Consider the following 25,076-nt stretch of genomic DNA (forward strand, 5'->3'; position numbering starts at 1 on the left):
GACCTGGGCTTTTTATACTGCTCGCCCCGCTGATCTTGCCCGGCAAGAAGGGCCGGCCCAAGAGGCGGCCCCGGTTTCGGCAAGGACTCAGGCTTACCGGCCTGCGCCCTGGAAACTCAACGGACAATCCAATAACAAGATGAGGTTGTACCCCTATGCCCGTCGGCAACCCACTGCCCCATGGCGAGACCGCTCAAGGCGGCCCGCTCAAACGCGAACTTGGTGAACGCCATATTCGCCTCATGGCCCTAGGCGCCTGTATCGGTGTCGGGCTGTTCCTCGGTTCGGCCAAGGCTATCAAGATGGCCGGTCCCGCCATCATGCTTTCCTACATCATTGGCGGCCTGGCGATCCTGGTGATCATGCGCGCACTCGGCGAAATGGCCGTGCACAACCCGGTGGCCGGCTCGTTCAGCCGTTATGCCCAAGACTACCTTGGCCCGTTGGCGGGCTTTCTCACCGGCTGGAACTACTGGTTCCTGTGGCTGGTGACCTGTGTGGCCGAGATCACCGCTGTGGCGGTGTACATGGGCGTGTGGTTCCCCGATACACCGCGCTGGATCTGGGCCCTGGCGGCACTGATCAGCATGGGCACGATCAACCTCATCGCGGTAAAGGCCTTTGGTGAGTTCGAATTCTGGTTCGCGCTGATCAAGATCGTCACCATCATTGCGATGGTCATCGGCGGTGTCGGCATCATTGCGTTCGGCTTTGGTAACGACGGCGTGGCGCTGGGCATTTCCAACCTGTGGAGCCATGGCGGCTTCATGCCCAACGGTGTGCAGGGTGTGTTGATGTCCTTGCAGATGGTGATGTTCGCCTACCTGGGCGTGGAGATGATCGGCCTCACCGCCGGTGAAGCGCGCAACCCGCAGAAGACTATTCCGAGCGCGATTGGCTCGGTGTTCTGGCGCATCCTGTTGTTCTACGTGGGGGCGCTGTTCGTGATCCTGTCGATCTACCCGTGGAATGAAATCGGCACCCAGGGCAGCCCGTTCGTGATGACCTTCGAACGCCTGGGCATCAAGACCGCCGCGGGCATCATCAACTTCGTGGTGATCACCGCCGCGCTGTCCTCCTGCAACGGCGGCATCTTCAGCACCGGGCGCATGCTGTATAGCCTGGCGCAGAACGGCCAGGCCCCGGCCACCTTCGCCAAGACCTCCAGCAACGGTGTGCCACGCAAGGCGCTGCTGTTGTCGATCTTTGCGCTGCTGCTGGGCGTGTTGCTCAACTACCTGGTGCCGGACCAGGTGTTCGTCTGGGTGACCTCCATCGCCACCTTCGGTGCGATCTGGACCTGGCTGATGATCCTGCTGGCCCAGCTCAAATTCCGCAAAGGCTTGAGCCCGGCCGAGCAGGCAGGGCTCAAGTACCGTATGTGGCTGTACCCGGTCAGTTCCTACCTGGCCCTGGCCTTCCTGGTGCTGGTCGTCGGCCTGATGGCGTACTTCCCGGACACCCGTGTGGCGCTGTATGTGGGTCCGGCGTTCCTGGTGTTGCTGACCGTGTTGTTCTACGTGTTCAAGCTGCAGCCGAACGGCGCGACCTCGGCACAGGTGCGTTCAGCCTGATACGCGGGAAGGCTCGCTGCGCACAGCGGGCCTTCCTCCTGCGCTCGACTTGAGCGACTGGTCCAGGCGCTTGTTGAACTCCAGCCACAGCGCAAGCATCACCATCAAGGCGGCGCCGATCATGGCCGTCAGCAGTTGCATCGCCACGGCATCCCCGGCCAGGGCGTTGACCATATCGGCCAGCGGCGCGAGCACGACGCCCAGGCAAAACACTTCCAACGAATAACGGCCCATACGGCAAACGTGTTGCGCCAACGCGTTTTCGGTCCAGCCTCGGCCCGGTAACAGCTTGGCGGTGACGTAGGCGAGGGCGAGGAAGTGCAGCAGGCGCAAGGGGGACAAGTCGGTCTTGCTGATGGGGTAGATCAGGTCGCTGATCACCGAGGGCATCAGCGCATCGTGGATCTCAGGCCAGCGCCACGACAGGGTCAGTACTCCGGCCATCACGGCATAAATCGCCGCCGCGACAAACAGCGGCTGGTGACGCAGAGGCCGTGTTTCGACAGGGCGTTCTTGCCCGCTGTACAGCGCAGCAGCGCCTCCCAGCACAAACAGGAATTGCCATGTCACCGGGTTGAAGTACCACACGCCGTCGGCAATTGCCCGCAGGTTCCAGCCCATCCACGGCGCGAGAAAATACACGGTGGCAGAGAGGGCCACCACCAGCCCGGTCTTGCGCATCATCAGCGGCAGTACCAGCGGCAAGCCAGCGAGCAGCACGATGTACAGCGGCAGCGGGTCCATCAGGTTGGGTTTGAAGCGCAACAGCAATTCATCGGTCAGCGCTTGCTGTGGGTGGGTGACGAAATGCGTCAGGCCCATCTCTTCGACGAGGTCGCGGGTTTCCACGTGGCTGTTGGCGAAGAACACAATGCCCATCAGCATTGCCAACAGGAAGATATGCACCACGTACAGCACCCAGGTGCGGCGCAGGATTTTCAGCGAGGCAATCCAATAGCCATCACGTTGCAGAATCTTGCCGTAAGCCAGGACGGCGGCGTAACCGGCGAGGAACACGAACACCTCCGCCGCATCGCTGAAACCAAAGTTTCGCAGGGTGATCTGGCCGAGGGGGTTGTGGGGGACGTGATCCCAGAAAATGAAGATCAACGCCAGGCCCCGAAAAAAATCGATGCGCGGGTCGCGTCCGTTCAGCATGGCAGCGGGCTCTTGAACAAAAGGTTTAATAAAGACAGGCGAATGCGCGTGTTGTCGTACGCCGCACGTCGGGCGGGCGCAGGTTGGCGGTATTTGTAAGCAATTGCAAAGGCTGGGTATTACTGAATGTAAAGCCTGCCCGGTTCCGGGCAGGCCTCAGGGGGCGTCAGGCGGCTGCGACCTCATTGGGCTCAAAACTGTCCGCGCGTGCCATCTGCCACATGCGCGAATAGAACTCGCCGTTCACTTCGCCGGTGAGCAGTTCACCCGGCTTGAGGAACACATGCAGCTGCGAGAACAACTTGATCTCGGTCGCCGACATGCGTCGCACCAGGTGCTTGGCCGACAGTTGCGAAGGGTGATCAAGACCGGCAGCGGCGAGCATCTCCGCCAGCGCCTTGAGCGTGCTGCGGTGGAAGTTGAACACGCGCTGGGCCTTGTCGGGCACCACCAGTGCGCGTTGGCGCAGCGGGTCCTGGGTGGCGACGCCGGTCGGGCATTTGTTGGTGTGACACGACTGGGACTGGATGCAGCCAATGGCAAACATGAAGCCGCGTGCCGAGTTGGCCCAGTCGGCGCCGATGGCCAGGACGCTGGCGATGTCGAACGCGCTGACAATCTTGCCGCTGGCGCCGAGCTTGATCTTGTCGCGCAGGTTCAGGCCCACCAGGGTGTTGTGCACGAACAGCAGGCCTTCACGCAGCGGTACACCGATGTGGTCGGTGAACTCCACCGGCGCGGCGCCGGTGCCGCCTTCCTTGCCGTCGACCACGATGAAGTCCGGAAGGATGCCGGTCTCGAGCATGGCCTTGGCGATGCCCATGAATTCCCACGGATGGCCCAGGCAGAATTTGAAACCCACCGGTTTGCCGCCGGACAGCTCGCGCAGCTGGGCGATGAAATGCATCATTTCAATCGGCGTGGAAAACGCGCTGTGGCGCGACGGCGAGATGCAGTCTTCGCCCATCAGGATGCCGCGCGTCTCGGCGATTTCCTTGGTGACCTTGTGCTTGGGCAGGATGCCGCCATGGCCGGGTTTGGCGCCCTGGCTCATCTTGATTTCGATCATGCGCACCTGCGGGTCTTGGGCCTGCACGGCGAAGCGCTCCGGGTCGAAACGGCCGTCGCTGGTGCGGCAGCCGAAGTAGCCGCTGCCCAGCTCCCACGTCAGGTCGCCGCCGTTTTCGCGGTGGTAGGGGCTGATGCTGCCCTCGCCGGTGTCATGGGCAAAGTTGCCCAGCTTGGCGCCCTGGTTCAATGCGCGAATCGCATTGGCGCTCAACGAGCCGAAGCTCATCGCCGAGATGTTGAACACCGACGCCGAGTACGGCTGCTTGCACTGCGGGCCGCCGACCATCACGCGAAAGGCGCTGGGGTCGCTCAACGGTGCAGGGCGCATGGAATGGCCGATAAATTCAAAGCCCGACTGGTACACGTCGATCAGGGTGCCGAAGGGTTTGTCGGCGCTTTCATTCTTGGCGCGTGAATACACCAGCGAACGCTGGGCCCGGGAAAAGGGCAGGGCGTCGCTGTCGGATTCGAGCAGGTACTGGCGGATTTCCGGGCGGATGGCCTCCACCAGGTAACGGATATTGCCCAGGATCGGGTAGTTGCGGCGCACCGCGTGGGGGCTTTGCAGCAGGTCGAAGATACCAATCAGGCTGAGGATGCCGGTGACCACGGTGATGGGCCACAGCCATTCATGCTGGATAAAGGGGAGGCTGGCGAGGGTGAAAATGACGCACACGGCAAAGAAGGCGTAACGGCTTAACAAGGACAGGCTCATACGGTTTTCCTTGGGTTCACTCATCAGGACCCGTAGGCGCCCGGCTTGCCGGCGATGACGCCTTCAAGATCGCCATCGCCGGCAAGCCGGCTCCTACGGGGCTCAATCAGGCGGTTTGTGCCTGAAGGAAGATCGAGAACAGCTCAGACTGGGATTTGATCCCTAGCTTGCTGTACATGTGTTTCTTATGGACTTTCACGGTTTCAACAGAGATTTCCAGCTTACGAGCGATTTCCTTGCTGGAGCAACCGCTGAGCATCAAACGGCCGACATCCAGCTCGCGGGCGGTCAGTTGTGCGCCCCATTCATCGTTCTGCACGGGCGGTTGTGGCGCGCTGACCTGGTTGAGCTCATAGGGCAGGCGCTGGCGCAGCAGGCTCAGTACCCAGGGCTGGATCAACGACAGCAGGGCAATCTGTGCCGGGTCAAAACGCTGCTTCGATCCCAGGGACAGGCACAAGGTACGCCCATCCGGCAGGTGGCAATTGAACTGGATTTCGTCGGCCACTACATTCAGGCGAAAGTAGCGCTGGTAATACTCGGTGAGTTCGAAGTGCTCCGGCGCCACCTCGGCCAAGCGCAACAGGCCGGTGTGGGCGTGCTCGCGGCTGGCGATGTAGAAGGGGTCGAGCAGGTACAGCCCGTTGAGGTAATCCTGGAACAGATGGTCGGGCGTGCCGTCCGCGCCCGGGCATTCGGCGAACACCAGCGGCCGGTGTTCGCTGCTGAACAGCAGGGCCACCCAGCTGTCGGACGGCACATACTGGTCGAGCAAGCGCACCAGTTGGGTCCAGAAATTGGCCTGGTCCAGGGCGTCTATCATTTGCCCCACCGAACGGTGCCAGGCGATGTCTTCCAGCGACATGGTCATTGATCTACCCCTATCGGGTTACCCCCGCCGCGTAATTCCCTGGCCGGTTATCGCTGCGCATACTGCGGCACAGATAAAGAACAAGGAATACCCATGAAGGTCGAATTTGCCCAGTTGGCAGGTCGTGATAACGATACAGCTTACAACCTTGAGCGCGCCTTGGCGGCAATTGCAGCCTGCGCCGACGATACCCAACTGATCGTCTTCCCGGAAACCCACCTGACGGGCTTCCCCTCGGCTGAAACCGTCGCCGCTGTTGCCGAGCCGCTGGACGGTCCCACCGTGCAAGCCATTATCCAGGCTGCCGGTGCGCGCGATGTTGCCGTGGTGATCGGCATGATCGAGAACGACGGCGGCCAGTTCTATAACACCACCCTGCTGATCACCCCCGAAGGCATCGCCTTGCGTTATCGCAAGACCCATCTGTGGCCTTTGGAGCGCGGCGTGGTCAGTCCCGGTGATCGCTATGCCACCTGCCTGTGGAAGGGCGTACGCGTCGGCCTGTTGATCTGCTACGACATCGAATTTCCCGAATCCGCCCGCGCATTGGGGCAGTTGGGGGCTCAATTACTGCTCGTCACCAATGGCAACATGGACCCGTACGGCCCCACCCACCGCACCGCGATCATGGCCCGCGCCCAGGAAAACCAGGCGTTTGCGCTGATGGTCAACCGTGTGGAAGACGGCGATGGCGAATTGGTGTTCGCCGGCGGCAGTGCTCTGGTGGACCCGTTCGGCACCTTGCTGTTTGAAGCCGGACGTGAAGAAGGGCAATTCACCGTCGAGCTGGACCTCGACCAACTGGCAGCGGCGCGCAAGGACTACCGCTACCTGGACGACCAGCGCTTGAAATTGCCGGGCGAGGTGATCGAGCGCAGCGACGGGACGCGCGAACTGCTGATCCCCAAAGCCTGACACCACCCTCCTGTAGGAGCCCGGCTTGTCGAGTCGTCGCACCGCGGCGATGGCGGCATTAAGACCGCCATCGCCGGCAAGCCGGGCTCCTACAGGGGGCGCTGCACCCATAAGAATTAATGCACTCGCTTCACCGACTTCAGTTCTGCCATAAATCTAATAATTGCGCGGAGAATCGCTCATGGCTCGTTTGCAACGCACCCTGTCGTTAGGGTCGGTGGTGCTGTTTGGCATCGCCTATATGACGCCGATCATTGTGCTCGGTACGTTCGGTATCCTGGCGCAATCCACGGCGGGCATGGTCCCCGCCGCTTACCTGGCCGCCCTGGTGGCGATGTTCTTCACCGCCATGAGTTACGGGCGCATGGCCTCGGCCTTTCCGGTGGCCGGTTCCGCCTACAGCTACGTGCGCAAGGCCATCAGCCCCAAGCTGGGCTTTATCGCCGGTTGGGCGGTGTTGCTCGACTACCTGTTCCTGCCTATGGCCATCTGGCTGATCGGCGCGGCGTACCTGCATTCGGCGTTCCCGGCCGTGCCGCAGTGGGTGTGGGTACTGGCCTTCATCGGCATCACCACCGTGATCAATATCATCGGCCTGAAACTGGCCAACGGCATCAACGCGCTGCTGATGCTCGTGCAGTTCCTGGTGTTGATCGCGTTCGTTGCGCTGTGCATCCACTACATCGGTGGTGACGCGAGCAAGCCACTCTGGACCATCGCCCCGTTCTTCAACGGACAGATGCAAATGCCTTTGATCATGAGCGGTGCGGCCATCGCCTGCTATTCGTTCCTGGGCTTTGACGCGGTCAGCACCCTCACCGAAGAAACCCGCGACCCGCGCCGCACCATTCCACGGGCGATCATGCTGATCACCTTGATTGGCGGGCTGATTTTTGTCGGTGTGTCGTATTTCGTGCAGGTGGCCCACCCGTCGTTTGAATTTGCCGATGTGGATTCGGCGGCGTACGAAATCGCGCGCAATATCGGTGGCGACCTGTTTGTGTCGATCTTCTTGATTGGCCTGATCGTCGGCCAGTTCGCCTCGGGGCTGTCGGCCCAGGCCAGCGGTTCGCGGCTGTTGTTTGCCATGGGGCGTGACGGCGTGTTGCCCAAGTCGTTCTTCGGCACCTTGCATGCGCGCTTCGGTACGCCGGTCAACAGCATCCTGTTGTGTGCGGTCGTGGCGTTGCTGGCGCTGAAGCTGGACGTGACCACCTCGACCTCGTTCATCAACTTCGGTGCGTTCCTGGCGTTCAGCCTGGTGAATCTGTCGGTGATCTTTCATTACTGGATCGGCGGTAAAGAACGCGGCGTGCGTGAGTTGATCCTGTTTCTGGTGTTCCCGGCGATTGGCCTGCTCGCGGATGTGTGGCTGATGGTCAGCCTGGATCACCTGGCGATTTACCTGGGCCTGGTGTGGTTGGCGATTGGCCTGGTTTACCTGGGTTTCCTGACTCGCGGTTTCTCGACACAGCCACCGGAAATGGACTTCCAGGAAGCGGCATAGAAGAGCCGGGCCTATTCTTATTGCAATCGGTTCTCGTTTGGGTGCATGATTTATGTTACTGTGTAACACATATTTTGCACCCAGACGCCCCGGAGGCCTTATGAAAGCTGGTATCCATCCTGACTACCGCACCGTGCTGTTCCACGACACCGCCGCCGACGTGTTCTTCCTGATCGGCTCTACCGCCGACAGCGACCGCACCCACACGCACAGCGACGGCAACACTTACCCGTATATCCCGCTGGACGTGTCCAGCGCCTCGCACCCGATCTACACCGGCCAACAGCGCAAGACCCAGGCCGAAGGCCGGATTGCCGGGTTCAACAAGCGTTTTGCTTCGTTCGGTTCAAGCCCGAAAAAAGCCGACGCGTGAAGGCACCCCGTTTCACCTCGAAGGCCGCTCCGGTTTCTGGAGCGGCTTTTTTTATGCGTTGATATCGTAAGGCCATCATCTTGTCGAAAACCGACTAAACTACTCAGTAAACGCCAAGGAGGCAGGTCCCGACCGTAAGGAGCGCACATCGACGATCCGAGGTGTTCCATGGGAGAGTCCGTAACCTTCAGCGATGCCGACCGCGCCGCCGTGCTGTTGATCGACGCCCATCCCGATGTGCTGCACAGCCTCACGCACCTGCTGCGGCTGGAACCCTTCGACCTTCACAGCGCCACCTGTGCCGCCGATGCCCTGGCCATTCTCGCCTGCCAACCCATCGACCTGGTGATGAGCGCCGCGCGTTTGCCGGACATGGACGGCGCTACGTTGCTGGCGCATATCCACCAGCACTATCCCCACACCGTGCGCATCCTGCTCACCGGCGAAACCGACCTGACCCTGATCGTCAAAGCCATCAACGAAGGTGAGATCTACCGCTACCTCAGCAAGCCCTGGAAGGACGAAGAACTGCTGCTGGCCCTGCGCCAGTCCCTGGCCCACCAGCATTCGGAGCGTGAGCGCCTGCGCCTGGAACAACTGATCCTGCAACAAAACGAGGCACTCAAGCAGCTCAATGCAACCTTGGAAAAGCGCGTGGCGTCGCGCACCAGCGAGCTGCAACAAACCGCCGACATGCTCGACCTGGCCTACGAAGAGCTCAAGCACAGCTACGCCACCGGCACCGAAGTGTTCTCGCTGTTGGCCAACCTGCGCCTGCCCCGCGCCAAGCAGACCAACCGCCAGATCATCGAACTGGTACGTACCTGGTGCGTGGCCCACGGCGTGGACGAGGCCAGCAACCGCGACCTGACCATGGCGGCCGCGCTCTACAACATCGGCAAGTTGAGTTGGAGCGACAGCATGATGGCCTCGCCCTCGGACCTGCTGCACAGCAGCGACCGTGAGCGTTATCGCGCCTATGCCGCCCAGAGTGAGTCGCTGCTGATGACCCTGGAACCGATGAAAGACGCTGCACGCCTGATCCGTCATCACCAGGAGCGCTGGGACGGCTCGGGCTTTCCCGACCACCTCAAGGGCGAGGCGATTCCGGCCGGTTCGCGCCTGTTGAAACTGGCGGTGGATTTCATTGAACTGCAAAAAGGCCTGATCCTGGAGCGGCAGATGAACAGCGACGAAGCGCTGCTGTACATCCGCAAATACGCCGGGCGGCTGTATGACCCGCTGATGGTCGAGGACTTTGTGCTGGTGTGCGCCACCTACCTCAACGACGTGACCCTGGGCGACCCCAACGTCAAGGTGCTGGGCACTCGCGAGCTGGAGGAGGGCATGATATTGGCGCGCAATCTCAACGCCGATAACGGCATGTTGCTGCTCAATGCCGGCAAAGTCTTGAACTTGCCCCTGGTGGACAAGCTGATCGCCTTCGAAACCATGGAAGGTGCGCGCTACAGCGTGTTCATCAAGGACACCGCCGTAACCACAGGCTGAACACACTCTGAAACTGTGGGAGCTGGCTTGCCTGCGATGGCGGCCCATCAGCAAACACTGTTTCAACTGACACACCGCCATCGCAGGCAAGCCAGCTCCCACATTGGATTGCGGTGCGGCTGTAGGTCATGTGATCCTTGCGCCTTTGTGTTTAAGGTAACCTTTCATGACGTCTACCATCCGCATCGCCGCCGCCCTCCTGATTGGCAGCGACGGCCAGACCCTGCTGGTGCGCAAGCGCGGCACCCAGGCCTTCATGCAGCCGGGCGGCAAGATCGATGCGGGCGAGCAACCCGCCGAAGCGCTGGCCCGTGAGCTGCACGAAGAGCTGAACCTGCGGATCAATCCAGAAGATGCGCTCTACCTGGGCCACTTCTCGGCGCCGGCCGCCAATGAACCCGGCTTCACCGTACACGCGGAATTGTTCCAGGTACGGATCGATGTACCGGTAACCCCGGCTGCAGAAATCGAAGAAGTGCGCTGGATCGACCCGGCCGGTGACGGCGGCCTGGCGTTGGCGCCGCTGACGCGTGACTTGATCCTGCCGTTCTACCGCGCTTCGCTGCCTGCATGATCATTCGCACCCTGGGGGCGGGCGACGCCGAGGCCTATCGGGCTCTGATGCTTGAAGCGTATGGCGCCTACCCCCAGGCCTTCACCTCCAGCGTGGCCGAGCGTGCGGCGATGCCGTTGAGCTGGTGGGAAAAGCGCGTGAGCAGCCCACTGGACTGTTTGCTCGGCGCGTTTGAAGGGGATGAACTGGCGGGCATTGTCGGCCTGGCCTTCGAGCCCCGGGAAAAAGCGCGGCACAAGGTGACGCTGTTCGGCATGTACGTGACCGAGGCCCATCAACGCAAAGGACTGGGTCGCCAGTTGGTGGAGGCGGCACTCGATGAGGCACGCCGTCACCCGCGCCTCAAGCTGATCCAACTGACCGTCACCGCCGGCAACGACGCCGCCTTTGCGCTGTACCAGCGTTGCGGATTCATCCAGTACGGCCTGGAGCCGCTGGCGGTGCGGGTGGGGGAGGATTATTTCGACAAGATCCATATGTGGCGCGAATTGAAAGGCCAGTGATTTCCCCTGTGGGAGCTGGCTTGCCTGCGATAGCGGTCTGTCTGATGCACCGCTATCGCAGGCAAGCCAGCTCCCACATTTGATCTCATCGTCTGTGAGGTTGCGCAGGTTTTAGCGTACGGCGCTAACCCCATCCAACGTTGAAAACGACGTGTCCTTGGCCGTCAGCAGGAAGTCGCGCATGTACGGCGCATCCAGCATGTCGGCACGGATCGCCGCATACAACGTCGCAAACAACCCTTTCTCGCCCAGGCGCTTGGCCTTCACGTAGCCACGCGAGCTGTATTCGTGCAGTGCCCAATGGGGCATGCCACACACACCACGGCCGCTGGCCACCAGTTGCATCATCATCACCGACAGCTCCGAGGTGCGCACCTGGGCGGGTTCCACATCGGCGGGTTCGAGGAAGCGCGTGAAGATGTCCAGGCGGTCGCGCTCCACCGGGTAGGTGATCAGGGTTTCGGTCAGCAGGTCTTCCGGCACGATGTACGGCTTGTGCGCCAGCGGGTGCTGGTTGGCCACCGCCAGCATGGCTTCGTAGGTGAACAACGGCACGTAGGTGATGCCCGGCAGCTCCAGCGGGTCGGAGGTCACCACCAGGTCCAGGTCGCCCCGGGCCAGGGCCGGCAACGGCGCGAAGGCAAAGCCCGAGGCCAGGTCCAGCTCGACTTCCGGCCAGGCATCGCGGAATTGGTCGATGGTCGGCATCAGCCACTGGAAGCAGCTGTGGCATTCGATGGCCATGTGCAAGCGGCCGGCGGTGCCGCCGGCCAATCGCGCGATATCCCGCTCGGCGCCGCGCAGCAAGGGCAGGGTGGCATCGGCCAATTGCAGCAGGCGCAAACCGGCGCTGGTGAAACGCAGCGGCTTGGTCTTGCGCACGAACAGTGGCATGCCCAAACGCTCTTCCAGCTCTTTGAACTGGTGGGACAGCGCCGATTGCGTCAGGTGCAAACGCTCGGCGGCTTCCACCAGGCTGTCGGCTTCGCGCAGGGCGTGCAGGGTCTTGAGGTGACGGATCTCGAGCACGGGCTCTCCATGAATACAATTTGTAGAGAATCGGAATGGCGTGAGTTTGTCTCATGTTGGCGCGCCTGTCGACAAAAGGTGACCACTTGGCACTCTTCATCAAACTGTCATGGAACTGTGGCAGCGCGCTTGAACAAACTTCATCAGACTCGCGCTCTACTGGGGTTCTGCGTTTCGGTGTTTTTCATGCGCGTGTTGTTTTTACTGGCCGCTCTTTTGTTCGGCCTGCCGTCTTTTGCGGCTTCTCGATGTGACGTCAATGTCCCGACTCAAACGGTCGACCTGGAAAAGGTGAGCATCGCCTATCAGAGCATCGGCCGTGCGTCCGACCCGGCCTTGCTGCTGGTGATGGGCCTTGGCGGGCAATTGATCCATTGGCCGGATGAGGTGGTGGTCGCCCTGTGCCAGCAAGGTTTCCGGGTGATCCGCTACGACAACCGTGATGTCGGCCTGTCCACCTGGCGCCAGGCGCCGGCCAGCGCCAACCTCACTTTTGAAGTGCTGCGCTACAAGCTCGGCCTGCCGGTCGCAGCGCCCTACACGCTGAGCGACATGGCCGACGATGCGCTGGGCCTGATGGACGCGCTGCAGATCCAGCAATTCCACGTGCTGGGCGCGAGCATGGGCGGCATGATCGCCCAGCACCTGGCCGCCATGGCACCACAGCGGGTGGAAAGCCTGACCCTGGTCATGACCAGTTCCGGCGCCGAAGGCCTGCCCGCCCCGAACGCGGCGCTGGTGCAGTTGCTGTCGCGGCGCAGTGCGCCCAATCGCGAAGTGGCGCTCGAACAACAGGCCGACCTGTTGGCCGCCCTCGGCAGCCCTTATGTGAAAGACGATCGCCAGGCGTTGCTGCACCAGGCGGCGCTGTCCTATGACCGCGCCTTCAACCCCGACGGTGTGAAACGCCAGATCATGGCCATCCTTGCCGAGCCCAGCCGTGTACCGCTGCTCAACCAACTGCGGGTGCCGACCTTGGTGGTACATGGCACCGCCGATCCGTTGTTGCCGGTGATGCACGGCGTGCACCTGGCGGCGCATATCCAGGGCAGCCAGTTGAAGCTGATTCCCGGCATGGCCCATCGTTTCCAGGAGGCGTTCAAGGCGCCACTGCTGACGGCGGTGCTGCCGTATCTCAAAGCCCACCGTGAAGATGCCGCGCACTGGGCGCAGATTGACCTGGGCGAGCCTTCGAAGGTGCTGTGACATTGGTGTATCGTGCGAGGTTTCCGGCGCGTGAATGCCAGCGAGGTTGCCTACCATGAGTACTCCCCTGAAAATCGATTTCGTCAGCGACGTGTCCTGCCCCTGGTGCATCATCGGCCTGCGCGGCCTGACCGAGGCCCTGGACCAATTGGGCGCCGAAGTGCAGGCCGAGATCCATTTCCAGCCGTTCGAGCTGAACCCGAACATGCCTGCCGAGGGGCAGAACATCGTCGAACACATCACCGAGAAATACGGCTCTACCGCCGAGCAGTCCCAGGCCAACCGCGAGCGCATCCGCGACATGGGCGCCGCGTTGGGTTTTGCTTTCCGTACTGATGGTCAGAGCCGTATCTACAACACCTTCGATGCCCATCGCCTGCTGCATTGGGCCGGGCTTGAAGGCTTGCAGTACAACCTCAAGGAAGCACTGTTCAAGGCGTACTTCAGCGATGGCCAGGACCCTTCCGACCACGCCACACTGGCGATCATTGCCGAAAGCGTCGGCCTGGACCTCAAGCGCGCCGCCGAGATTCTCGCCAGCGATGAATACGCCGCGGACGTACGTGAGCAGGAACAACTGTGGATTTCCCGTGGTGTGAGCTCGGTGCCGACCATCGTGTTCAACGACCAATACGCCGTCAGCGGTGGCCAGCCGGCCGAAGCGTTTGTCGGCGCCATCCGCCAGATCATCAACGAAGCCAAAGCCTGACCCCCCTGTAGGAGCCGGCTTGCCGGCGATAGCTGTCTATCAGCAGATAGAGAGGCTGGCTGACCCACCGCCATCGCCGGCAAGCCGGCTCCTACAATTGTTGCGCGTTGTTTTCAAAACAGGTGCTGGCCCGTCCCTTGCATTACCCCCTCAAAGCCCATCCGGCAGCCGGATGGGCGCTGTTATTAGGGGGCAACACTGCCTTGAATATTCTTGACCTCGACCACAGCCTTACCGGCCAGGCACCGATTGCCCTGCGGTTGGCCAGCGGCCAGGCCACGCGCCTCGACTTGCTGGACCTGGGCCCGAAACTGCGCCTGTGGTCCACCGAAAAAACCTGGAAGTCCTTCGCCGAGCGCCTGGCCAAACGGCCACGGCCGGTGGATGCACGCCCGGAAATCCTGTTTGTCGGCTCCGGCGACTACCACCACCTCACGCCGGCGTTCCTGGCGGACCTCAAGGAACCCATCAGCCTGATCCATTTCGACAACCACCCCGACTGGGTGCGCTTTGCGCCCAAGCGCCACTGTGGTTCCTGGGTCAACCGTGCGTTGAAAATGCCGGCCGTCAAACGCATCGTCACCCTCGGCCCGTGCAGCGACGACCTGCACAACCCGCAACTGCGCGGCGGCAACCTCGGCGCCCTCAAGCGCGGGCAATTGCAGCTGTTTCCGTGGCAGCATCCGCCGTCGAAAGTCTGGGGCCGGGTAGGCGATGGCGCCGGTCATCAACAGCAGGAGAACCACCTGCACTGGCGCAATCTGTCCGAGTTGGACTGGACCGCGTTTCTGGAGCAGATGATCAGCAGCCTGCCCACCGAAGCGATCTGGATCACCATCGACAAAGACGTGCTGGCCAGCGAAGACGCCGCCACCAACTGGGACCAGGGCGGCATGCGCCTGACCCATTTGCTCGAAGCCCTGCGGGCCTTGGCGGCGCGCAAGCGCATCATCGGCATCGACGTGTGCGGCGAGTTCGCCACCCCGGCGTTCAGCAACGCGTTCAAGCGCTGGGAAGCCAAGTCCGACCAGCCGCCGCCCGAGCGCTGGAGCCCGGAGGATATCCAGCGTAATGCCGCGACCAATGAAGCCCTGATTGACCTGTTTGAGGAGTTGTTCCCGTGACCTTGCTCGTAGTGATGCTGGTGGCGTTTTCCATCGTGCTCGATGTGATCGGCCAGCTGTGTTTCAAAATCGGCCTGGACCGGCTGCCGGAGCTGGAAGGCGGGTTTCGCCTGAATGCGTTCTGGGGCCAAGTGTTCAATGCGCCGTTGCTGTGGGCCGGGATCGGCGCCTATGCCATTGAGTTTTTCGTGTGGCTTGAAGCCTTGTCCCGTGCGCCATTGAGCCTGTTGTTCCCGGCCGCAGCACTGGCCTACTGCGGCGTGGTGCTGGCGGGCAAGCTGGTGCTCAAGGAAACCGTCAGCCGGCGTCGCTGGCTGGGCACGCTGGTGATTACTTTTGGTGTGATGTTGGTGGCCATTGCGGGGAGTCAGGCATGAGTTCGCAGAATGTTGTGGCAGAGCGGCCCAGCGGCTGGCTGCACGGGCGCCTGGGTACCGTGGTGCTGTGGGCGTTGCTGATCGGTTTTGAAAGCGCCGGGCAGTTGTTTACCAAGGTGGCGGGTGACCAACTGGGGCAGATGGATTTCAACTGGCAGTGGCTGGCGGACGTGGCGCGCAACCCGGGGATCCTGGCGGCGATCGGCAGTTACATCGGCGCCTTCTTCGTGTGGATGCTGATCCTGCGGCGCAGCAGCCTGTCCCTGGCGTTTCCGCTGAGTTCGCTGGTGTTCGTGGTGGTGCTGCTGGGGTCATGGCTGGGGCTGGGGGAACACATCAGCCTGCTGCACTGGGTGGGCGTTGCGGTGATTATCGGCGGGATTGCGTTGCTGGCTGAAGGCGAAGAGAACTGAGAACCCTGGCGATGGCGTCCGTGATATGCCCGTACCACCCCTTGTAGGAGCTGGCTTGCCAGCGATGGGGCCCTTGAAGACGCCATCGCCGGCAAGCCGGGCTCCTACAGGTTAGGGTCAGCCCCGGGATTTGCGGTGTGCCACCAGGAAGCCTAAGCCATGGGACACCGGAAGCGCCTTGACGCCCGCCTCACGCTGCTGCTCGGCAATCTCCCGATGAAACGCCTTCACCTTGGTCCAGTGCATCTTCGGCCGGTAGTGGTGCTCGGCGTGGTAACCGTTATTCATCCAGATCAGGTTGTACAACACGCTGTAGGAACTCACGCCCCAGGCAATCGGCAGGTCCGGGTTGCCGCCAAAGTGCTCGTAGTAGCCATTGAGCGATGACAGGCACTGGCCCAGGTACCAGAACGGCAACAGCCACAGCACCGCCTGCCAGTTGTAGAACGCCAGAGCGATGTAGAACACCACCGTCACGCAGATCTCCACCTTGACCCAACGCGCGTCAGCCGGGCGCTTGCGCTTCATTTCGTCATAGAACGGCTTGGGATCGTCGCGGAAAAAACTGAGGAACGTGTAGGCCCACGGGTTTTCCGGCTGGCCGTCTTTGCCGCGTTGGTAGATCGACAGCGGGTCGATGGTTTGCCCGTCCGGGCCCGGCAGGTCGGCATTGCCACGGTGGTGGCGGTTGTGGATATCGCGGTAGAGCGTCTGGGAGAACCCGATGGTGACAGACAGCAGCAGGTCAAACGCACGGTTCATGGCGCGGTGGGTGAAGTAGGCGTTGTGGATCTGGTTGTGGGAGATGCTGTTGATGCTCCACGACATACTGACCGCGTAAACCAGTGCGAGCGGGACCAAGGCCCACCAGCTCAAGCTATGAAACGCGGCAACCAGCCAGATGACAAAAGCGAAATGCGCCAGGCCCATGGCGATAGGGACCAGGTCCCACAGCGAATGGTGCAACAGGCGGTAAGCGGGGCGAGCCATGAAGAACGTCCTGAACAGTGGATTCCAGGGCGTTACTGCAAGGCTTAGACCAACTTCGTCGGCACTCACGAAACCCAACTGTAGGAGCCGGCTTGCCGGCGATGGCGTTTTTAAGGGCCTCATCGCCGGCAAGCCGGCTCCTACAGGGGGATCAGTCGAATTTGTAGCTGATGGCGGTCTGCACTTGGCCCTGATTCACTTCGCCGGTCTGGCGCACGATGCTGCTGTCCGCCGCCGAGCCCACCAGGTGGACCCAGCTGGCGCTGGTCAGCAGCGACCACTTCGCCGCCAGGGGGAACTCGAAGCTCTGGGTAAACGTAAGGTTCTGGAAACCGCCGCTGGCGTTGTAGGGCTTGAAGCCCGAGGCAGCGGCTTCGTTGCCATCCACGCCGAAAAACGTGTTGGTCTGGCGGTCATCGGCGAAATGCGCCATCAGGCCGCTGCTGCCAATGATCCCGCCGCCCAGCGGGTAACCCAGCTCGCCACCGACCTTGCCGAGTACGCCACCCTGGTCGTGGCCTCCGCCCACGGCCCGGCCCAGCTGGGCGTAGACCCGCCAGAACTCGGCCGGCGCGTACTGCACGAACCCGCCCACTTCGGCCATGCTCGAGACATCCCGCAGGCCGGCGAGGGCGCCGTTGGCCGTGCGGCCCGAAATGTAATTGACGTAAGGCCCGGCGCTGAACCCGTTGGTATTCAGGGCGCTCCAGGTCAAGCCATCGTCGGTCCCGAGGCTGACATTGCCCCAGTCCAGATCGAAGTAGGGAATAGGGGTGATCTGATAGCGGCTGCCTGTGGGTTCGCGGGGCTGATAGCTGACGCCTGCGCCCACTTCACCGGTAATGCCCTCAGCCTGGGCGGCGTTTGAAAAGCCCCACAAGCCAAGCAAACCGGCGAATGCAGCACATGTGATCCTGAACATGGTCACGGTTCCTTGATTGATTACGTGCGCATGAACGCGCGAAGGGCATCCCTGGCGCAAGCACTCATCTTGTTTGTAGCAAGCTACAAAAATTGTAGCTTGGGCGACACATATCACCACCGTTACACGGCAAACCCCCAGCCCCGCTGGCTTTCGGCCAGTTGGCACGCTCCCTGCTCTACCGGTTGGGCAAGCGCATGCAGCGCGCTCCACCTTCAAGGTAAACGCAGATGATCCACTGGCATATCGTGTGTGACTTCGACGGGACCATTACCCCCACCGATGTCATCGACAACGTCCTCCAACGCTTCGCCGGCCCCGAATGGGAAACCATCGAACAGGAATGGCTGGATGGGCATATCGGTTCCCGCGAATGCCTGAGCCGTCAACTGGCGCTGATCAAGGCCACACCTGCCGAACTGCTGGCGTACTTCGACAGCGTCGAGATCGACCCGGACTTCCCGGACTTCGTCGACCACGTCATGGGCCTGGGCGCGACCATCGAAGTGGTCAGCGACGGCATCGAACAAGGCATCGCACGCATCCTGTCGCGCAACTACGTGACCTTGCTGCCGATCCTCGCCAACCGCCTGCGTCAGGTTGACCAGAACAGCTGGCGCATCGACTTCCCGTACTCCAGCGATGCCTGCCGTGCCGCGTCCGGCAACTGCAAGTGCAAATCCACCCCGCGCAACAAGCGCGTGCTGGTGATCGGCGACGGCAAGTCCGACATGTGCGTGGCCTCCACCGCCGATTTCGTCTTCGCCAAAGGCAGCCTGGCTGACTACTGCGAGACCCACAACATCCCTTACGCGCGCTTCGACACCTTTGCCGAAGTGCCCGCGCTGCTGGCCAAGTTGCCTCTGGGCATCGCCGCCAACGCCACCACCTTCACTGCTACTGACCTCTCTGTTGAAAATCAGGAACTCTTCCACCATGTCTGATATCCGTATCGCTACCGCCGAAGACCAGATTCTTCTGGATAAAGAAGCTAAATATTGCTCGTACGGCGACACCGTTCACTATATCGAGCCACCGCGTATTTTCAGCCGTTGCGAAGGCTCCTACGTGTGGGACACCGAAGACCAGGCGTACCTCGATCTGCAAATGTGGTACTCGGCCGTTAACTTCGGCTACGCCAACCCACGCCTGAACAACGCGCTGAAACAGCAGATCGACACCCTGCCGCAAATCGCCAGCCAGTACCTGCACAAAGGCAAGATCGAGCTGTCGGAAATGATCGCAGTCGACGCCAAGAAGAAGTTCGGCCTCGACGGTCGCGTGCACTTCAACGTCGGCGGTTCGCAGTCCATCGAAGACTCCCTGAAGGTTGTGCGTAACGCCACCAACGGCAAGAGCCTGATGTTCGCCTTCGAAGGCGGCTACCACGGCCGTACCCTCGGCGCCTCGTCGATCACCTCCAGCTACCGCTACCGTCGTCGCTACGGCCACTTCGGCGAGCGTGCGCAGTTCATCCCGTTCCCGTACCACTTCCGCGGCCCTAAAGGCATGACCAAGGAAGAGTACGGCAGCCACTGCGTGCAGCAATTCGCCCGCCTGTTCGAGACTGAATACAACGGCGTGTGGGACCCGAAAGTCGGCTCCAGCGAATACGCAGCGTTCTACGTCGAGCCGATCCAGGGCACCGGCGGCTACGTGATCCCGCCGATGAACTTCTACCGCGAACTCAAGCAAGTGCTGGATCAGCACGGCATCCTGATGGTGTCCGACGAAATCCAGATGGGCTTCTACCGTACCGGCAAACTGTGGTCGATCGAACACTTCGACGTACAACCGGATGTGATCGTCTTCGGTAAAGCACTGACCAACGGCCTGAACCCACTGGGCGGCATCTGGGCCCGTGAAGAGCTGATCAACCCGAAGATCTTCCCGCCAGGCTCCACCCACTCCACCTTCGCCTCCAACCCACTGGGGACGGCGGTAGGCCTGGAAATGTTCAAGATGACCAACGAAGTCGACTACGGCGCGATGGTCATGGCCAAGGGCAAGTACTTCCTGGAAGGCCTGCAGGACCTGCAGAAACGTTTCCCGATCATCGGCGACGTCGACGGCCTGGGCCTGGCCCTGCGCTGCGAAATCTGCGGCCCGGACGGCTTCACGCCAGACAAGGCGACCCTGGACTACATGGTCGAAGAAGGCATGAAAGGCGACATGATCGTTGATGGCCAGAAACTCGGCCTGATCCTCGACGTCGGCGGTTACTACAAAAACGTGATCACCCTGGCACCGTCCCTGGAAATCAGCTACCCGGAAATCGACCTGGGCCTGAAACTCCTGGAGCAACTGCTGGTACGGGCAACCAAACGGTGAACAGCCTCGAGATCGACCTCGGTGAAGGTGATGCCGGCTTCGTTCTCGGTGAAGGTCCGGTCGGGATCCTGTTGATCCACGGCCTGACCGGCACCCCGACGGAATTGCGCCAGGTCGCCAAGGGCCTGGCCAAAGCGGGTAACTGCACGGTGTACGTGCCGACGCTGGCCGGGCATTGCGGGGGCAACAGCGACCTGCAGGCCACCGGCTGGCTGGACTGGTACGAAGGTGTGCGCAAGACCTTCGCACAGGTCAAGCAGCGCCACGAGCAGGTGTTCGTCGGTGGCTTGTCCATGGGTGCGGTGATGTCGATGTATGTGGCCGCCGAGCACCCCGGGCAGGTTGCCGGGTTGCTGATGTATTCCACCACCTTGAAGTACGACGGCTGGAGCATTCACAAGCTGGCGTTCCTGACGCCATTGCTGATGAAGATCCCGTTCGGCGTGCACATCTGCCGCTTCGAAGAGAAGCCGCCGTATGGCATCAAGAACGAGCGCCTGCGGGCGATCGTCGAACGGCAGATGAAGGAAGGGCACAGCAGCGAGGCGGGCTTGTTGACCATGGAAGGCATCACGGTGCGCGAGTTGCACCGGATGAACGCTGTGGTCAAGAAGCGCATGCCCGAGGTCAAGGTACCGGCCCTGGTGTTGCACTCCATCGAAGATGACATCACCAGCCGCTGGAACGCCGATTACGTGGAACGCCACCTCGGCGGCCCCGTGACCAAGATCCTGCTGGACAACTGCTACCACATGATCACCGTCGACCTGCAATACCGCCGTGTGATCGAGTTGAGTGCCGAGTTCGTCGAGCAGCATACCCATGCCATCGAGGCGCCCGAAGATTATCGACAGCGGGCGTAAGCCTAAGGAACAGACGTGATTACCGCCCAAGCCTTCCCGACCATCCGGGCTATCCAGCGCAGTGCCTGGAATGACTGTTTTCCCGGTGCCCTGGAGGACTGGGACTATTACGTGGCCGTGGAAAACGCCGCGATCGATGATTTTCAGTGGCGTTACCTGGCTGTTTACGACGATGGAGTGCTGGTGGCTGTGGCCGCCGCCTTCATCACTCATTATCGACTCGACACCACGGTGTCGGGTGCCGGCAAGCGCTTGACCGAGCGCCTGGAGCGACTGTGGCCGGGTGTTTTGCAGTTGGGTTTGTACGCCATCGGTTCGCCGGTGGCCGAGCGTTGCGACGCGGGGGTGGCCAGCCATGTCCCGAGCGAACGCCGCCCATTGCTGCTTAAGCATTTGCTGCAGGCCGCGCGTCAGGATGCCGACGAGTTCGGCATCGGCCTGGTGGCGGTCAAGGATGCACCGACCAAAGACCCGGACTGGGCAGACAGCTGCCGCGCCGCAGGCTTTCAAAGCATGCCGAGCCTGCCCACCGGGCTGTTGCCGTTGCCCTACGGGTCGGTGGACGCCTACCTGGGATCGCTGGGCAAATCCACCCGCAAGGACCTGCGCCGCAAGCTGCGTGCGCCGGGGCCGCGCGTGGAGTGGCGGCGCAACATCGACGACGTGTTGCCCGAGATCATGCGCCTCTACGAAGCCACCCTGACGCGCTCCGATTTGCAGTTCGAACGCTTGCCCGCCAGCTACTTCACCGGCGTGCTCGAACGCCTTGATGAGCGCGCGGTCTGTGTACTTTACTGGGTGGACGATAGCCTGGTGGCGTTCAACCTGGTGCTGGTGGATGAGCACCGCTTGATCGACAAGTTCTTCGGGCACGACGTGGAGTTCACCCGTGAGTACAACCTGTACTTCCGCAGCTGGCTGACCAACGTCGACTACTGTATCCAGAACAATATCGCGTTGTACGAGTGCGGGCAGGCGGGGTATGCCAGTAAGCTGCGACTGGGGTGCGAGTTCCAGGGCAACAGCATGTTCTTCCGCCACCGCAATCGGTTGGTCAATGGGCTGCTCAAAGTAGTGAAAATGTTTTTCCGACCGGATCGTTCCGACCCTGCCATGGCTGCTGCGATAAGCGAAACCTGATGATCACCAAGACCCGCCAGAAAGCCCGCCCCTTTGCCATCTCGCGCTGGAGCGTCCAGCGCAAGCTGGTGCTGGCGTTCTGGCTGGTCAGCGTTATTCCCACCATGATCGCGGCCGAGCTGGCCGCCACCACGTTGTCGCAGATTTTCGACAGCAACGTACGGATCTGGCTGCAAGAGTCGACCAAGATCGTCAAGGACGAGATTGGCGACATCCTTCACGACAACGCGCGCATGGCCAAGCTGTTCCTGCGCTACACCAGCCCGCCCTCGTCCAAACAGGCTGCCCGGCATGACCGGCTCACCGCCGACATTGCCGATGCCACGGACATCGACGTGGTGGCGCTGATTCGCGTCAGCGACCACAAGGTGGTGTTCAGCACCGCCGCCGATGACATCGTCAAGCAGATCAATCTGACCAGCAACGCGGTGTTGCAGACGGTGCAAGTGGCTGGCGTCAGTACGGGGTTGGTGGTCTCGACCTTCGAGACCAATCGCGATGGCGAGGATTACCTGCTGCTGGTCGCCACCTACCTGGACAGCAGTTTCCTCACCAGCGTGGCCGATGTGCATTCCCTGGACCTGCGTCTCTACCTGGCCAACCCCACGGGCTTTTCCGAGATTTTCTCAACCCAGCGCTTCGAAGATCACCCCTCGCGCATCCCCAAGGGTGTTGAAGCGGCGTTGCGCAGCACCAAGCAGCCCAGCGAGCAATTCACCAGCAAGTACAGTGGGTTGTACTGGCCGATCTTCAACGATGCCGGCGAACTGCAAGGCGTGATTTTCAGCGGCTTGCTGCGCCATACCAGCCTGGTGGGGCTGGTGAACCAGAGCAACTTGTTCGTATTGATCTTTCTGCTTAGCTCGGCGCTGTCCCTGGCGGCGGGGGTGCTGGTATCGCGGCGCCTGACCAAGCCGCTGCGGGACTTGTCCCAAGGCGTGAATGCGGTGATCTCGGGCAACTATGAGCACCGCGTACTGGTGAGCGGCGGCGACGAGCTGGCGCAATTGAGCAGCACGTTCAACCACATGACCGAACGCCTGGGTGAGTTGCATCACCTTGAAGCCCAGCTGCGCCGGCGTGACCGCCTGCATGCCTTGGGCGAAGTTGCCATGGGCCTGGCCCATGAGATCCGCAACCCGCTGGGCATCATCAAGACCGCCACGCAACTGCTGCACCGGCGTGCCGACCTGGCGGAAACCGACAAGCGTCATCTGGAATACGTGATCAGCGAAGTCAGCCGCATCAACGACCTGATCACCGAGTTCCTCGATTTCGCCAAGCCCAACCCACCGTTGCGCACGCTGCAGGCGGCGCGCCCGGTGGTGGAAGAGATCCTCGGCTTCTGCGGCCCGGAGCTGTCTACCCATAACATCGATGCACAGATCGATGACCAGGCGCCCGGCGCGACGATCTACGCCGACGCCAAGCAGCTCAAGCAGGCCTGCCTCAACCTGATCCTCAATGCCATCGACGCCATGCCTGAAGGCGGTCGCCTGACCCTGGGCATCCGCAGCGAGGACGACAACACGATCATCAGCATTGCCGACACCGGCCAAGGTATCCCGGCGGACATGATCGAGCGCATCTTCACACCGTTTGTCACCACCAAGGCCTCGGGCACCGGCCTGGGCCTGGCCAAAGTCTATTCGATCATGGAAAGTCACGACGGCAGCATCGAATGTGCCAGTGAGAAAGATGCCGGCGCCACGTTCAGCCTGTACATTCCGGCTAACGGCGAAGACGACGGGGATGATGAGGAAGGTCATGACGCATAACGTATTGGTGGTCGACGACGAACCCAAGCTGTGTGACTTGTTGTCGTCGGCCCTGAGCCAGAGCGGCATCCAGGTGTTCACCGCAGGCAACGGCCTGCATGCGCTCAAGGTGCTGGAACAGGAAGACATCGACCTGGTGATCAGTGACTGGCGCATGCCGGGCATGGACGGACCGGCGCTGCTGGCCGAGATCAAGGTGCGCTACCCGCACTTGCCGGTGATTGTGATGACCGCCTACAGCACGGTGAAAAACGCCGTGCAATCGATGCGCAACGGCGCGTATGACTACATCGCCAAGCCGTTCGATATCGATGAACTGGACATCACCGTGGCCAAGGCCCTGCAGTTTCGCGACATCATGCGCGACAACGCTCGCCTGCGCGCCGAGTTGGACGAGCATGCCCAGTTCGACAGCCTGGTGGGCGACAGCCCGGCGTTTCGCAAAGTGCTGCAGGCGGTGGATTCGGTCCGCGACAGCACCGCGACTATCCTGCTCACCGGCGAAAGTGGCACCGGCAAGGAAATGGTCGCGCGCGCCATCCACAAGCATGGCAGCCGCGCCGACAAACCCTTTGTGGCGGTCAACTGCGCCGCGATCCCGGAAGGCCTGCTGGAAAGCGAAATGTTCGGCCACCGCAAAGGCGCGTTCACCGGCGCTGTGGCGGATCGGGTAGGGCGCTTCATGCAGGCTGACAAAGGCACGCTGTTTCTCGACGAGGTGGGCGACATGCCCCTGGCGTTGCAGGCCAAGATCCTGCGTGCGCTGCAAGAGCGGGTGATCGAACCGGTGGGCGACCCGCGTGAGCGCAAGGTCGATGTGCGGGTGATCGCCGCCACCAACAAGAACCTGCTGGACGCGGTCGCCAATAAAGAATTTCGCGAAGACCTGTATTACCGCCTCAACGTGTTCCCGATCCCGCTGCCGGCCCTGCGTGAGCGTGTGGAAGACATCGCGCCCTTGGCGCGCCACTTCGCCCAAACCTTGAGTGCCACGGCCGGCAAGCGCATCACCGGCTTCAGTGCCGAGGCCTTGCAGGCGATGGCGGCCTACAGCTGGCCGGGCAATATCCGTGAGCTGCAGAACTGTGTAGAACGCGCGACCATTGTGGCGGCATCGCCGGTGATCGAGGACATCGACTTGCCGGGTTATCTGTTCGCTTCCAAGCCGAGCGAAGGCGGGGTAGCAACGATCCTCAGTGACGGCCCGGGGATTCCCCAGGACCTGGACGCGGCGCTGGCCGAAGTGGAAAAGGCTTACATCCTGGCGGCCCTGCAAGAGAGCAACGGAGTGCAGGCGGCGGCAGCGGCGAAGATCGGGATATCGGAGCGCAGCTTCTGGTATCGCCTGAAGAAGCTGGGCATCCAGGTCGACAAGATCGTCCGCTGACCCGACACATCCTCTGTAGGAGCCCGGCTTGCCGGCG

General features: G+C 61.7%; 24 protein-coding genes. 18 read left to right on the forward strand and 6 right to left on the reverse strand.

From position 1 onward, the window contains the following. The first annotated feature begins 155 nt into the window (after positions 1 to 155). Complete coding sequence (locus AC07OV_RS04445; RefSeq protein ID WP_495091684.1) at positions 156 to 1,574, forward strand: amino acid permease; 1,419 nt, start codon at positions 156 to 158, stop codon at positions 1,572 to 1,574. Here AC07OV_RS04445 and AC07OV_RS04450 read toward each other — a convergent pair. The 3 genes from AC07OV_RS04450 to AC07OV_RS04460 form a co-directional block, all read right to left on the reverse strand. Next, positions 1,566 to 2,732 carry an OpgC family protein gene (locus tag AC07OV_RS04450; protein ID WP_495091685.1) on the reverse strand — a complete coding sequence of 389 codons (1,167 nt, stop codon included), beginning with the start codon at positions 2,730 to 2,732 and terminating at the stop codon, positions 1,566 to 1,568. The two genes, AC07OV_RS04445 and AC07OV_RS04450, sit on opposite strands and share 9 nt — an antisense overlap. Before the next feature lie 166 nt (positions 2,733 to 2,898). Continuing rightward, entirely contained in the window at positions 2,899 to 4,518 is a 1,620-nt protein-coding gene (locus tag AC07OV_RS04455) for an FMN-binding glutamate synthase family protein (protein WP_494997747.1), read from the reverse strand. A gap of 106 nt (positions 4,519 to 4,624) precedes the next feature. Further along, the gene (locus AC07OV_RS04460) at positions 4,625 to 5,389 is read right to left on the reverse strand and encodes a helix-turn-helix transcriptional regulator (RefSeq protein ID WP_494997746.1); all 765 of its coding nucleotides are present in this window, start codon (positions 5,387 to 5,389) and stop codon (positions 4,625 to 4,627) included. 93 nt (positions 5,390 to 5,482) lie between these two features. Between AC07OV_RS04460 and AC07OV_RS04465 the strand changes: the two genes are divergently transcribed. From AC07OV_RS04465 to AC07OV_RS04490, 6 genes are all read left to right on the forward strand, one after another. Further along, positions 5,483 to 6,304 carry a carbon-nitrogen hydrolase family protein gene (locus tag AC07OV_RS04465; protein WP_176994893.1) on the forward strand — a complete coding sequence of 274 codons (822 nt, stop codon included), beginning with the start codon at positions 5,483 to 5,485 and terminating at the stop codon, positions 6,302 to 6,304. 181 nt (positions 6,305 to 6,485) lie between these two features. Next, complete coding sequence (locus AC07OV_RS04470) at positions 6,486 to 7,811, forward strand: APC family permease (RefSeq protein ID WP_495091686.1); 1,326 nt, start codon at positions 6,486 to 6,488, stop codon at positions 7,809 to 7,811. Positions 7,812 to 7,911: 100 nt separating this feature from the next. Further along, positions 7,912 to 8,184 (forward strand): type B 50S ribosomal protein L31, encoded by a 273-nt coding sequence (locus tag AC07OV_RS04475; protein ID WP_176994891.1) that lies wholly within the window; start codon positions 7,912 to 7,914, stop codon positions 8,182 to 8,184. 168 nt (positions 8,185 to 8,352) lie between these two features. Further along, entirely contained in the window at positions 8,353 to 9,693 is a 1,341-nt protein-coding gene (gene nosR / locus AC07OV_RS04480; protein ID WP_494997744.1) for a response regulator c-di-GMP phosphodiesterase, NosR family, read from the forward strand. Between the two features lie 166 nt (positions 9,694 to 9,859). Beyond that, complete coding sequence (locus tag AC07OV_RS04485; protein ID WP_494997743.1) at positions 9,860 to 10,267, forward strand: NUDIX hydrolase; 408 nt, start codon at positions 9,860 to 9,862, stop codon at positions 10,265 to 10,267. Further along, the gene (locus tag AC07OV_RS04490) at positions 10,264 to 10,770 is read left to right on the forward strand and encodes a GNAT family N-acetyltransferase (protein ID WP_494997742.1); all 507 of its coding nucleotides are present in this window, start codon (positions 10,264 to 10,266) and stop codon (positions 10,768 to 10,770) included. Before AC07OV_RS04485 ends, AC07OV_RS04490 begins: the two co-directional genes overlap by 4 nt. Positions 10,771 to 10,881: 111 nt before the next feature. Here AC07OV_RS04490 and metR read toward each other — a convergent pair whose 3' ends face one another. Further along, positions 10,882 to 11,799 carry a transcriptional regulator MetR gene (metR, locus tag AC07OV_RS04495; RefSeq protein WP_494997741.1) on the reverse strand — a complete coding sequence of 306 codons (918 nt, stop codon included), beginning with the start codon at positions 11,797 to 11,799 and terminating at the stop codon, positions 10,882 to 10,884. Between the two features lie 186 nt (positions 11,800 to 11,985). Here metR and AC07OV_RS04500 point away from each other — a divergent pair, with 186 nt between their 5' ends. The 5 genes from AC07OV_RS04500 to AC07OV_RS04520 all read left to right on the forward strand — a co-directional run bounded on the left by AC07OV_RS04500 (position 11,986) and on the right by AC07OV_RS04520 (position 15,628). Beyond that, a complete protein-coding gene (locus AC07OV_RS04500; protein ID WP_494997740.1) occupies positions 11,986 to 13,005 on the forward strand; it encodes an alpha/beta fold hydrolase in 1,020 nt (339 codons plus the stop codon). Between the two features lie 55 nt (positions 13,006 to 13,060). Then, positions 13,061 to 13,714: a DsbA family oxidoreductase gene (locus AC07OV_RS04505; RefSeq protein ID WP_494997739.1), complete on the forward strand. Its 654-nt coding sequence runs from the start codon at positions 13,061 to 13,063 to the stop codon at positions 13,712 to 13,714. A gap of 203 nt (positions 13,715 to 13,917) precedes the next feature. Then, positions 13,918 to 14,838, forward strand: coding sequence for an arginase family protein (locus tag AC07OV_RS04510; protein WP_495091687.1), 921 nt, complete (start codon positions 13,918 to 13,920; stop codon positions 14,836 to 14,838). Beyond that, positions 14,835 to 15,215 carry a DMT family transporter gene (locus AC07OV_RS04515; RefSeq protein WP_176994883.1) on the forward strand — a complete coding sequence of 127 codons (381 nt, stop codon included), beginning with the start codon at positions 14,835 to 14,837 and terminating at the stop codon, positions 15,213 to 15,215. Before AC07OV_RS04510 ends, AC07OV_RS04515 begins: the two co-directional genes overlap by 4 nt. Next, complete coding sequence (locus AC07OV_RS04520; RefSeq protein WP_494997737.1) at positions 15,212 to 15,628, forward strand: DMT family transporter; 417 nt, start codon at positions 15,212 to 15,214, stop codon at positions 15,626 to 15,628. The genes AC07OV_RS04515 and AC07OV_RS04520 overlap by 4 nt, the downstream gene beginning before the upstream one ends. A 117-nt stretch (positions 15,629 to 15,745) precedes the next feature. On the opposite strand, the gene AC07OV_RS04525 is transcribed toward AC07OV_RS04520, so the two are convergent. Next, positions 15,746 to 16,618, reverse strand: coding sequence for a fatty acid desaturase family protein (locus AC07OV_RS04525; RefSeq protein WP_495091688.1), 873 nt, complete (start codon positions 16,616 to 16,618; stop codon positions 15,746 to 15,748). A gap of 151 nt (positions 16,619 to 16,769) precedes the next feature. Beyond that, positions 16,770 to 17,540 (reverse strand): MipA/OmpV family protein, encoded by a 771-nt coding sequence (locus tag AC07OV_RS04530; protein ID WP_495091689.1) that lies wholly within the window; start codon positions 17,538 to 17,540, stop codon positions 16,770 to 16,772. A 230-nt stretch (positions 17,541 to 17,770) separates the two neighbouring features. Here AC07OV_RS04530 and AC07OV_RS04535 point away from each other — a divergent pair, with 230 nt between their 5' ends. The 6 genes from AC07OV_RS04535 to AC07OV_RS04560 are packed head-to-tail and all read left to right on the forward strand — an operon-like array spanning position 17,771 to position 25,039. Continuing rightward, complete coding sequence (locus AC07OV_RS04535) at positions 17,771 to 18,484, forward strand: MtnX-like HAD-IB family phosphatase (protein ID WP_176994879.1); 714 nt, start codon at positions 17,771 to 17,773, stop codon at positions 18,482 to 18,484. Then, positions 18,477 to 19,871 carry an aspartate aminotransferase family protein gene (locus AC07OV_RS04540; RefSeq protein WP_494997735.1) on the forward strand — a complete coding sequence of 465 codons (1,395 nt, stop codon included), beginning with the start codon at positions 18,477 to 18,479 and terminating at the stop codon, positions 19,869 to 19,871. Before AC07OV_RS04535 ends, AC07OV_RS04540 begins: the two co-directional genes overlap by 8 nt. Continuing rightward, complete coding sequence (locus AC07OV_RS04545) at positions 19,868 to 20,734, forward strand: alpha/beta hydrolase (RefSeq protein WP_176994877.1); 867 nt, start codon at positions 19,868 to 19,870, stop codon at positions 20,732 to 20,734. The genes AC07OV_RS04540 and AC07OV_RS04545 overlap by 4 nt, the downstream gene beginning before the upstream one ends. A 15-nt stretch (positions 20,735 to 20,749) precedes the next feature. Continuing rightward, positions 20,750 to 21,874 (forward strand): GNAT family N-acetyltransferase, encoded by a 1,125-nt coding sequence (locus AC07OV_RS04550; RefSeq protein ID WP_494997734.1) that lies wholly within the window; start codon positions 20,750 to 20,752, stop codon positions 21,872 to 21,874. Continuing rightward, positions 21,874 to 23,652: a sensor histidine kinase gene (locus AC07OV_RS04555; RefSeq protein ID WP_495091690.1), complete on the forward strand. Its 1,779-nt coding sequence runs from the start codon at positions 21,874 to 21,876 to the stop codon at positions 23,650 to 23,652. The genes AC07OV_RS04550 and AC07OV_RS04555 overlap by 1 nt, the downstream gene beginning before the upstream one ends. Continuing rightward, on the forward strand, positions 23,642 to 25,039 hold the full coding sequence (locus AC07OV_RS04560; protein WP_176994874.1) for a sigma-54-dependent transcriptional regulator: 1,398 nt from the start codon (positions 23,642 to 23,644) through the stop codon (positions 25,037 to 25,039). Before AC07OV_RS04555 ends, AC07OV_RS04560 begins: the two co-directional genes overlap by 11 nt. The last annotated feature ends 37 nt before the right edge of the window (positions 25,040 to 25,076 follow it).

Source organism: Pseudomonas sp. GW821-FHT09A09 (assembly GCF_059418405.1).

Coding starts and splice junctions, on each gene's coding strand:
- AC07OV_RS04500 (WP_494997740.1), top strand. CDS start 11,986: ATGCGCGTGTTGTTTTTACTGGCCGCTCTTTTGTTCGGCCTGCCGTCT.
- AC07OV_RS04450 (WP_495091685.1), bottom strand. CDS start 2,732: ATGCTGAACGGACGCGACCCGCGCATCGATTTTTTTCGGGGCCTGGCG.
- AC07OV_RS04560 (WP_176994874.1), top strand. CDS start 23,642: ATGACGCATAACGTATTGGTGGTCGACGACGAACCCAAGCTGTGTGAC.
- AC07OV_RS04535 (WP_176994879.1), top strand. CDS start 17,771: ATGATCCACTGGCATATCGTGTGTGACTTCGACGGGACCATTACCCCC.
- AC07OV_RS04470 (WP_495091686.1), top strand. CDS start 6,486: ATGGCTCGTTTGCAACGCACCCTGTCGTTAGGGTCGGTGGTGCTGTTT.
- nosR (WP_494997744.1), top strand. CDS start 8,353: ATGGGAGAGTCCGTAACCTTCAGCGATGCCGACCGCGCCGCCGTGCTG.
- AC07OV_RS04540 (WP_494997735.1), top strand. CDS start 18,477: ATGTCTGATATCCGTATCGCTACCGCCGAAGACCAGATTCTTCTGGAT.
- AC07OV_RS04530 (WP_495091689.1), bottom strand. CDS start 17,540: ATGTTCAGGATCACATGTGCTGCATTCGCCGGTTTGCTTGGCTTGTGG.
- AC07OV_RS04505 (WP_494997739.1), top strand. CDS start 13,061: ATGAGTACTCCCCTGAAAATCGATTTCGTCAGCGACGTGTCCTGCCCC.
- AC07OV_RS04445 (WP_495091684.1), top strand. CDS start 156: ATGCCCGTCGGCAACCCACTGCCCCATGGCGAGACCGCTCAAGGCGGC.
- AC07OV_RS04525 (WP_495091688.1), bottom strand. CDS start 16,618: ATGGCTCGCCCCGCTTACCGCCTGTTGCACCATTCGCTGTGGGACCTG.
- AC07OV_RS04465 (WP_176994893.1), top strand. CDS start 5,483: ATGAAGGTCGAATTTGCCCAGTTGGCAGGTCGTGATAACGATACAGCT.
- AC07OV_RS04555 (WP_495091690.1), top strand. CDS start 21,874: ATGATCACCAAGACCCGCCAGAAAGCCCGCCCCTTTGCCATCTCGCGC.
- AC07OV_RS04485 (WP_494997743.1), top strand. CDS start 9,860: ATGACGTCTACCATCCGCATCGCCGCCGCCCTCCTGATTGGCAGCGAC.
- AC07OV_RS04475 (WP_176994891.1), top strand. CDS start 7,912: ATGAAAGCTGGTATCCATCCTGACTACCGCACCGTGCTGTTCCACGAC.
- AC07OV_RS04490 (WP_494997742.1), top strand. CDS start 10,264: ATGATCATTCGCACCCTGGGGGCGGGCGACGCCGAGGCCTATCGGGCT.
- AC07OV_RS04460 (WP_494997746.1), bottom strand. CDS start 5,389: ATGACCATGTCGCTGGAAGACATCGCCTGGCACCGTTCGGTGGGGCAA.
- AC07OV_RS04455 (WP_494997747.1), bottom strand. CDS start 4,518: ATGAGCCTGTCCTTGTTAAGCCGTTACGCCTTCTTTGCCGTGTGCGTC.
- AC07OV_RS04520 (WP_494997737.1), top strand. CDS start 15,212: ATGAGTTCGCAGAATGTTGTGGCAGAGCGGCCCAGCGGCTGGCTGCAC.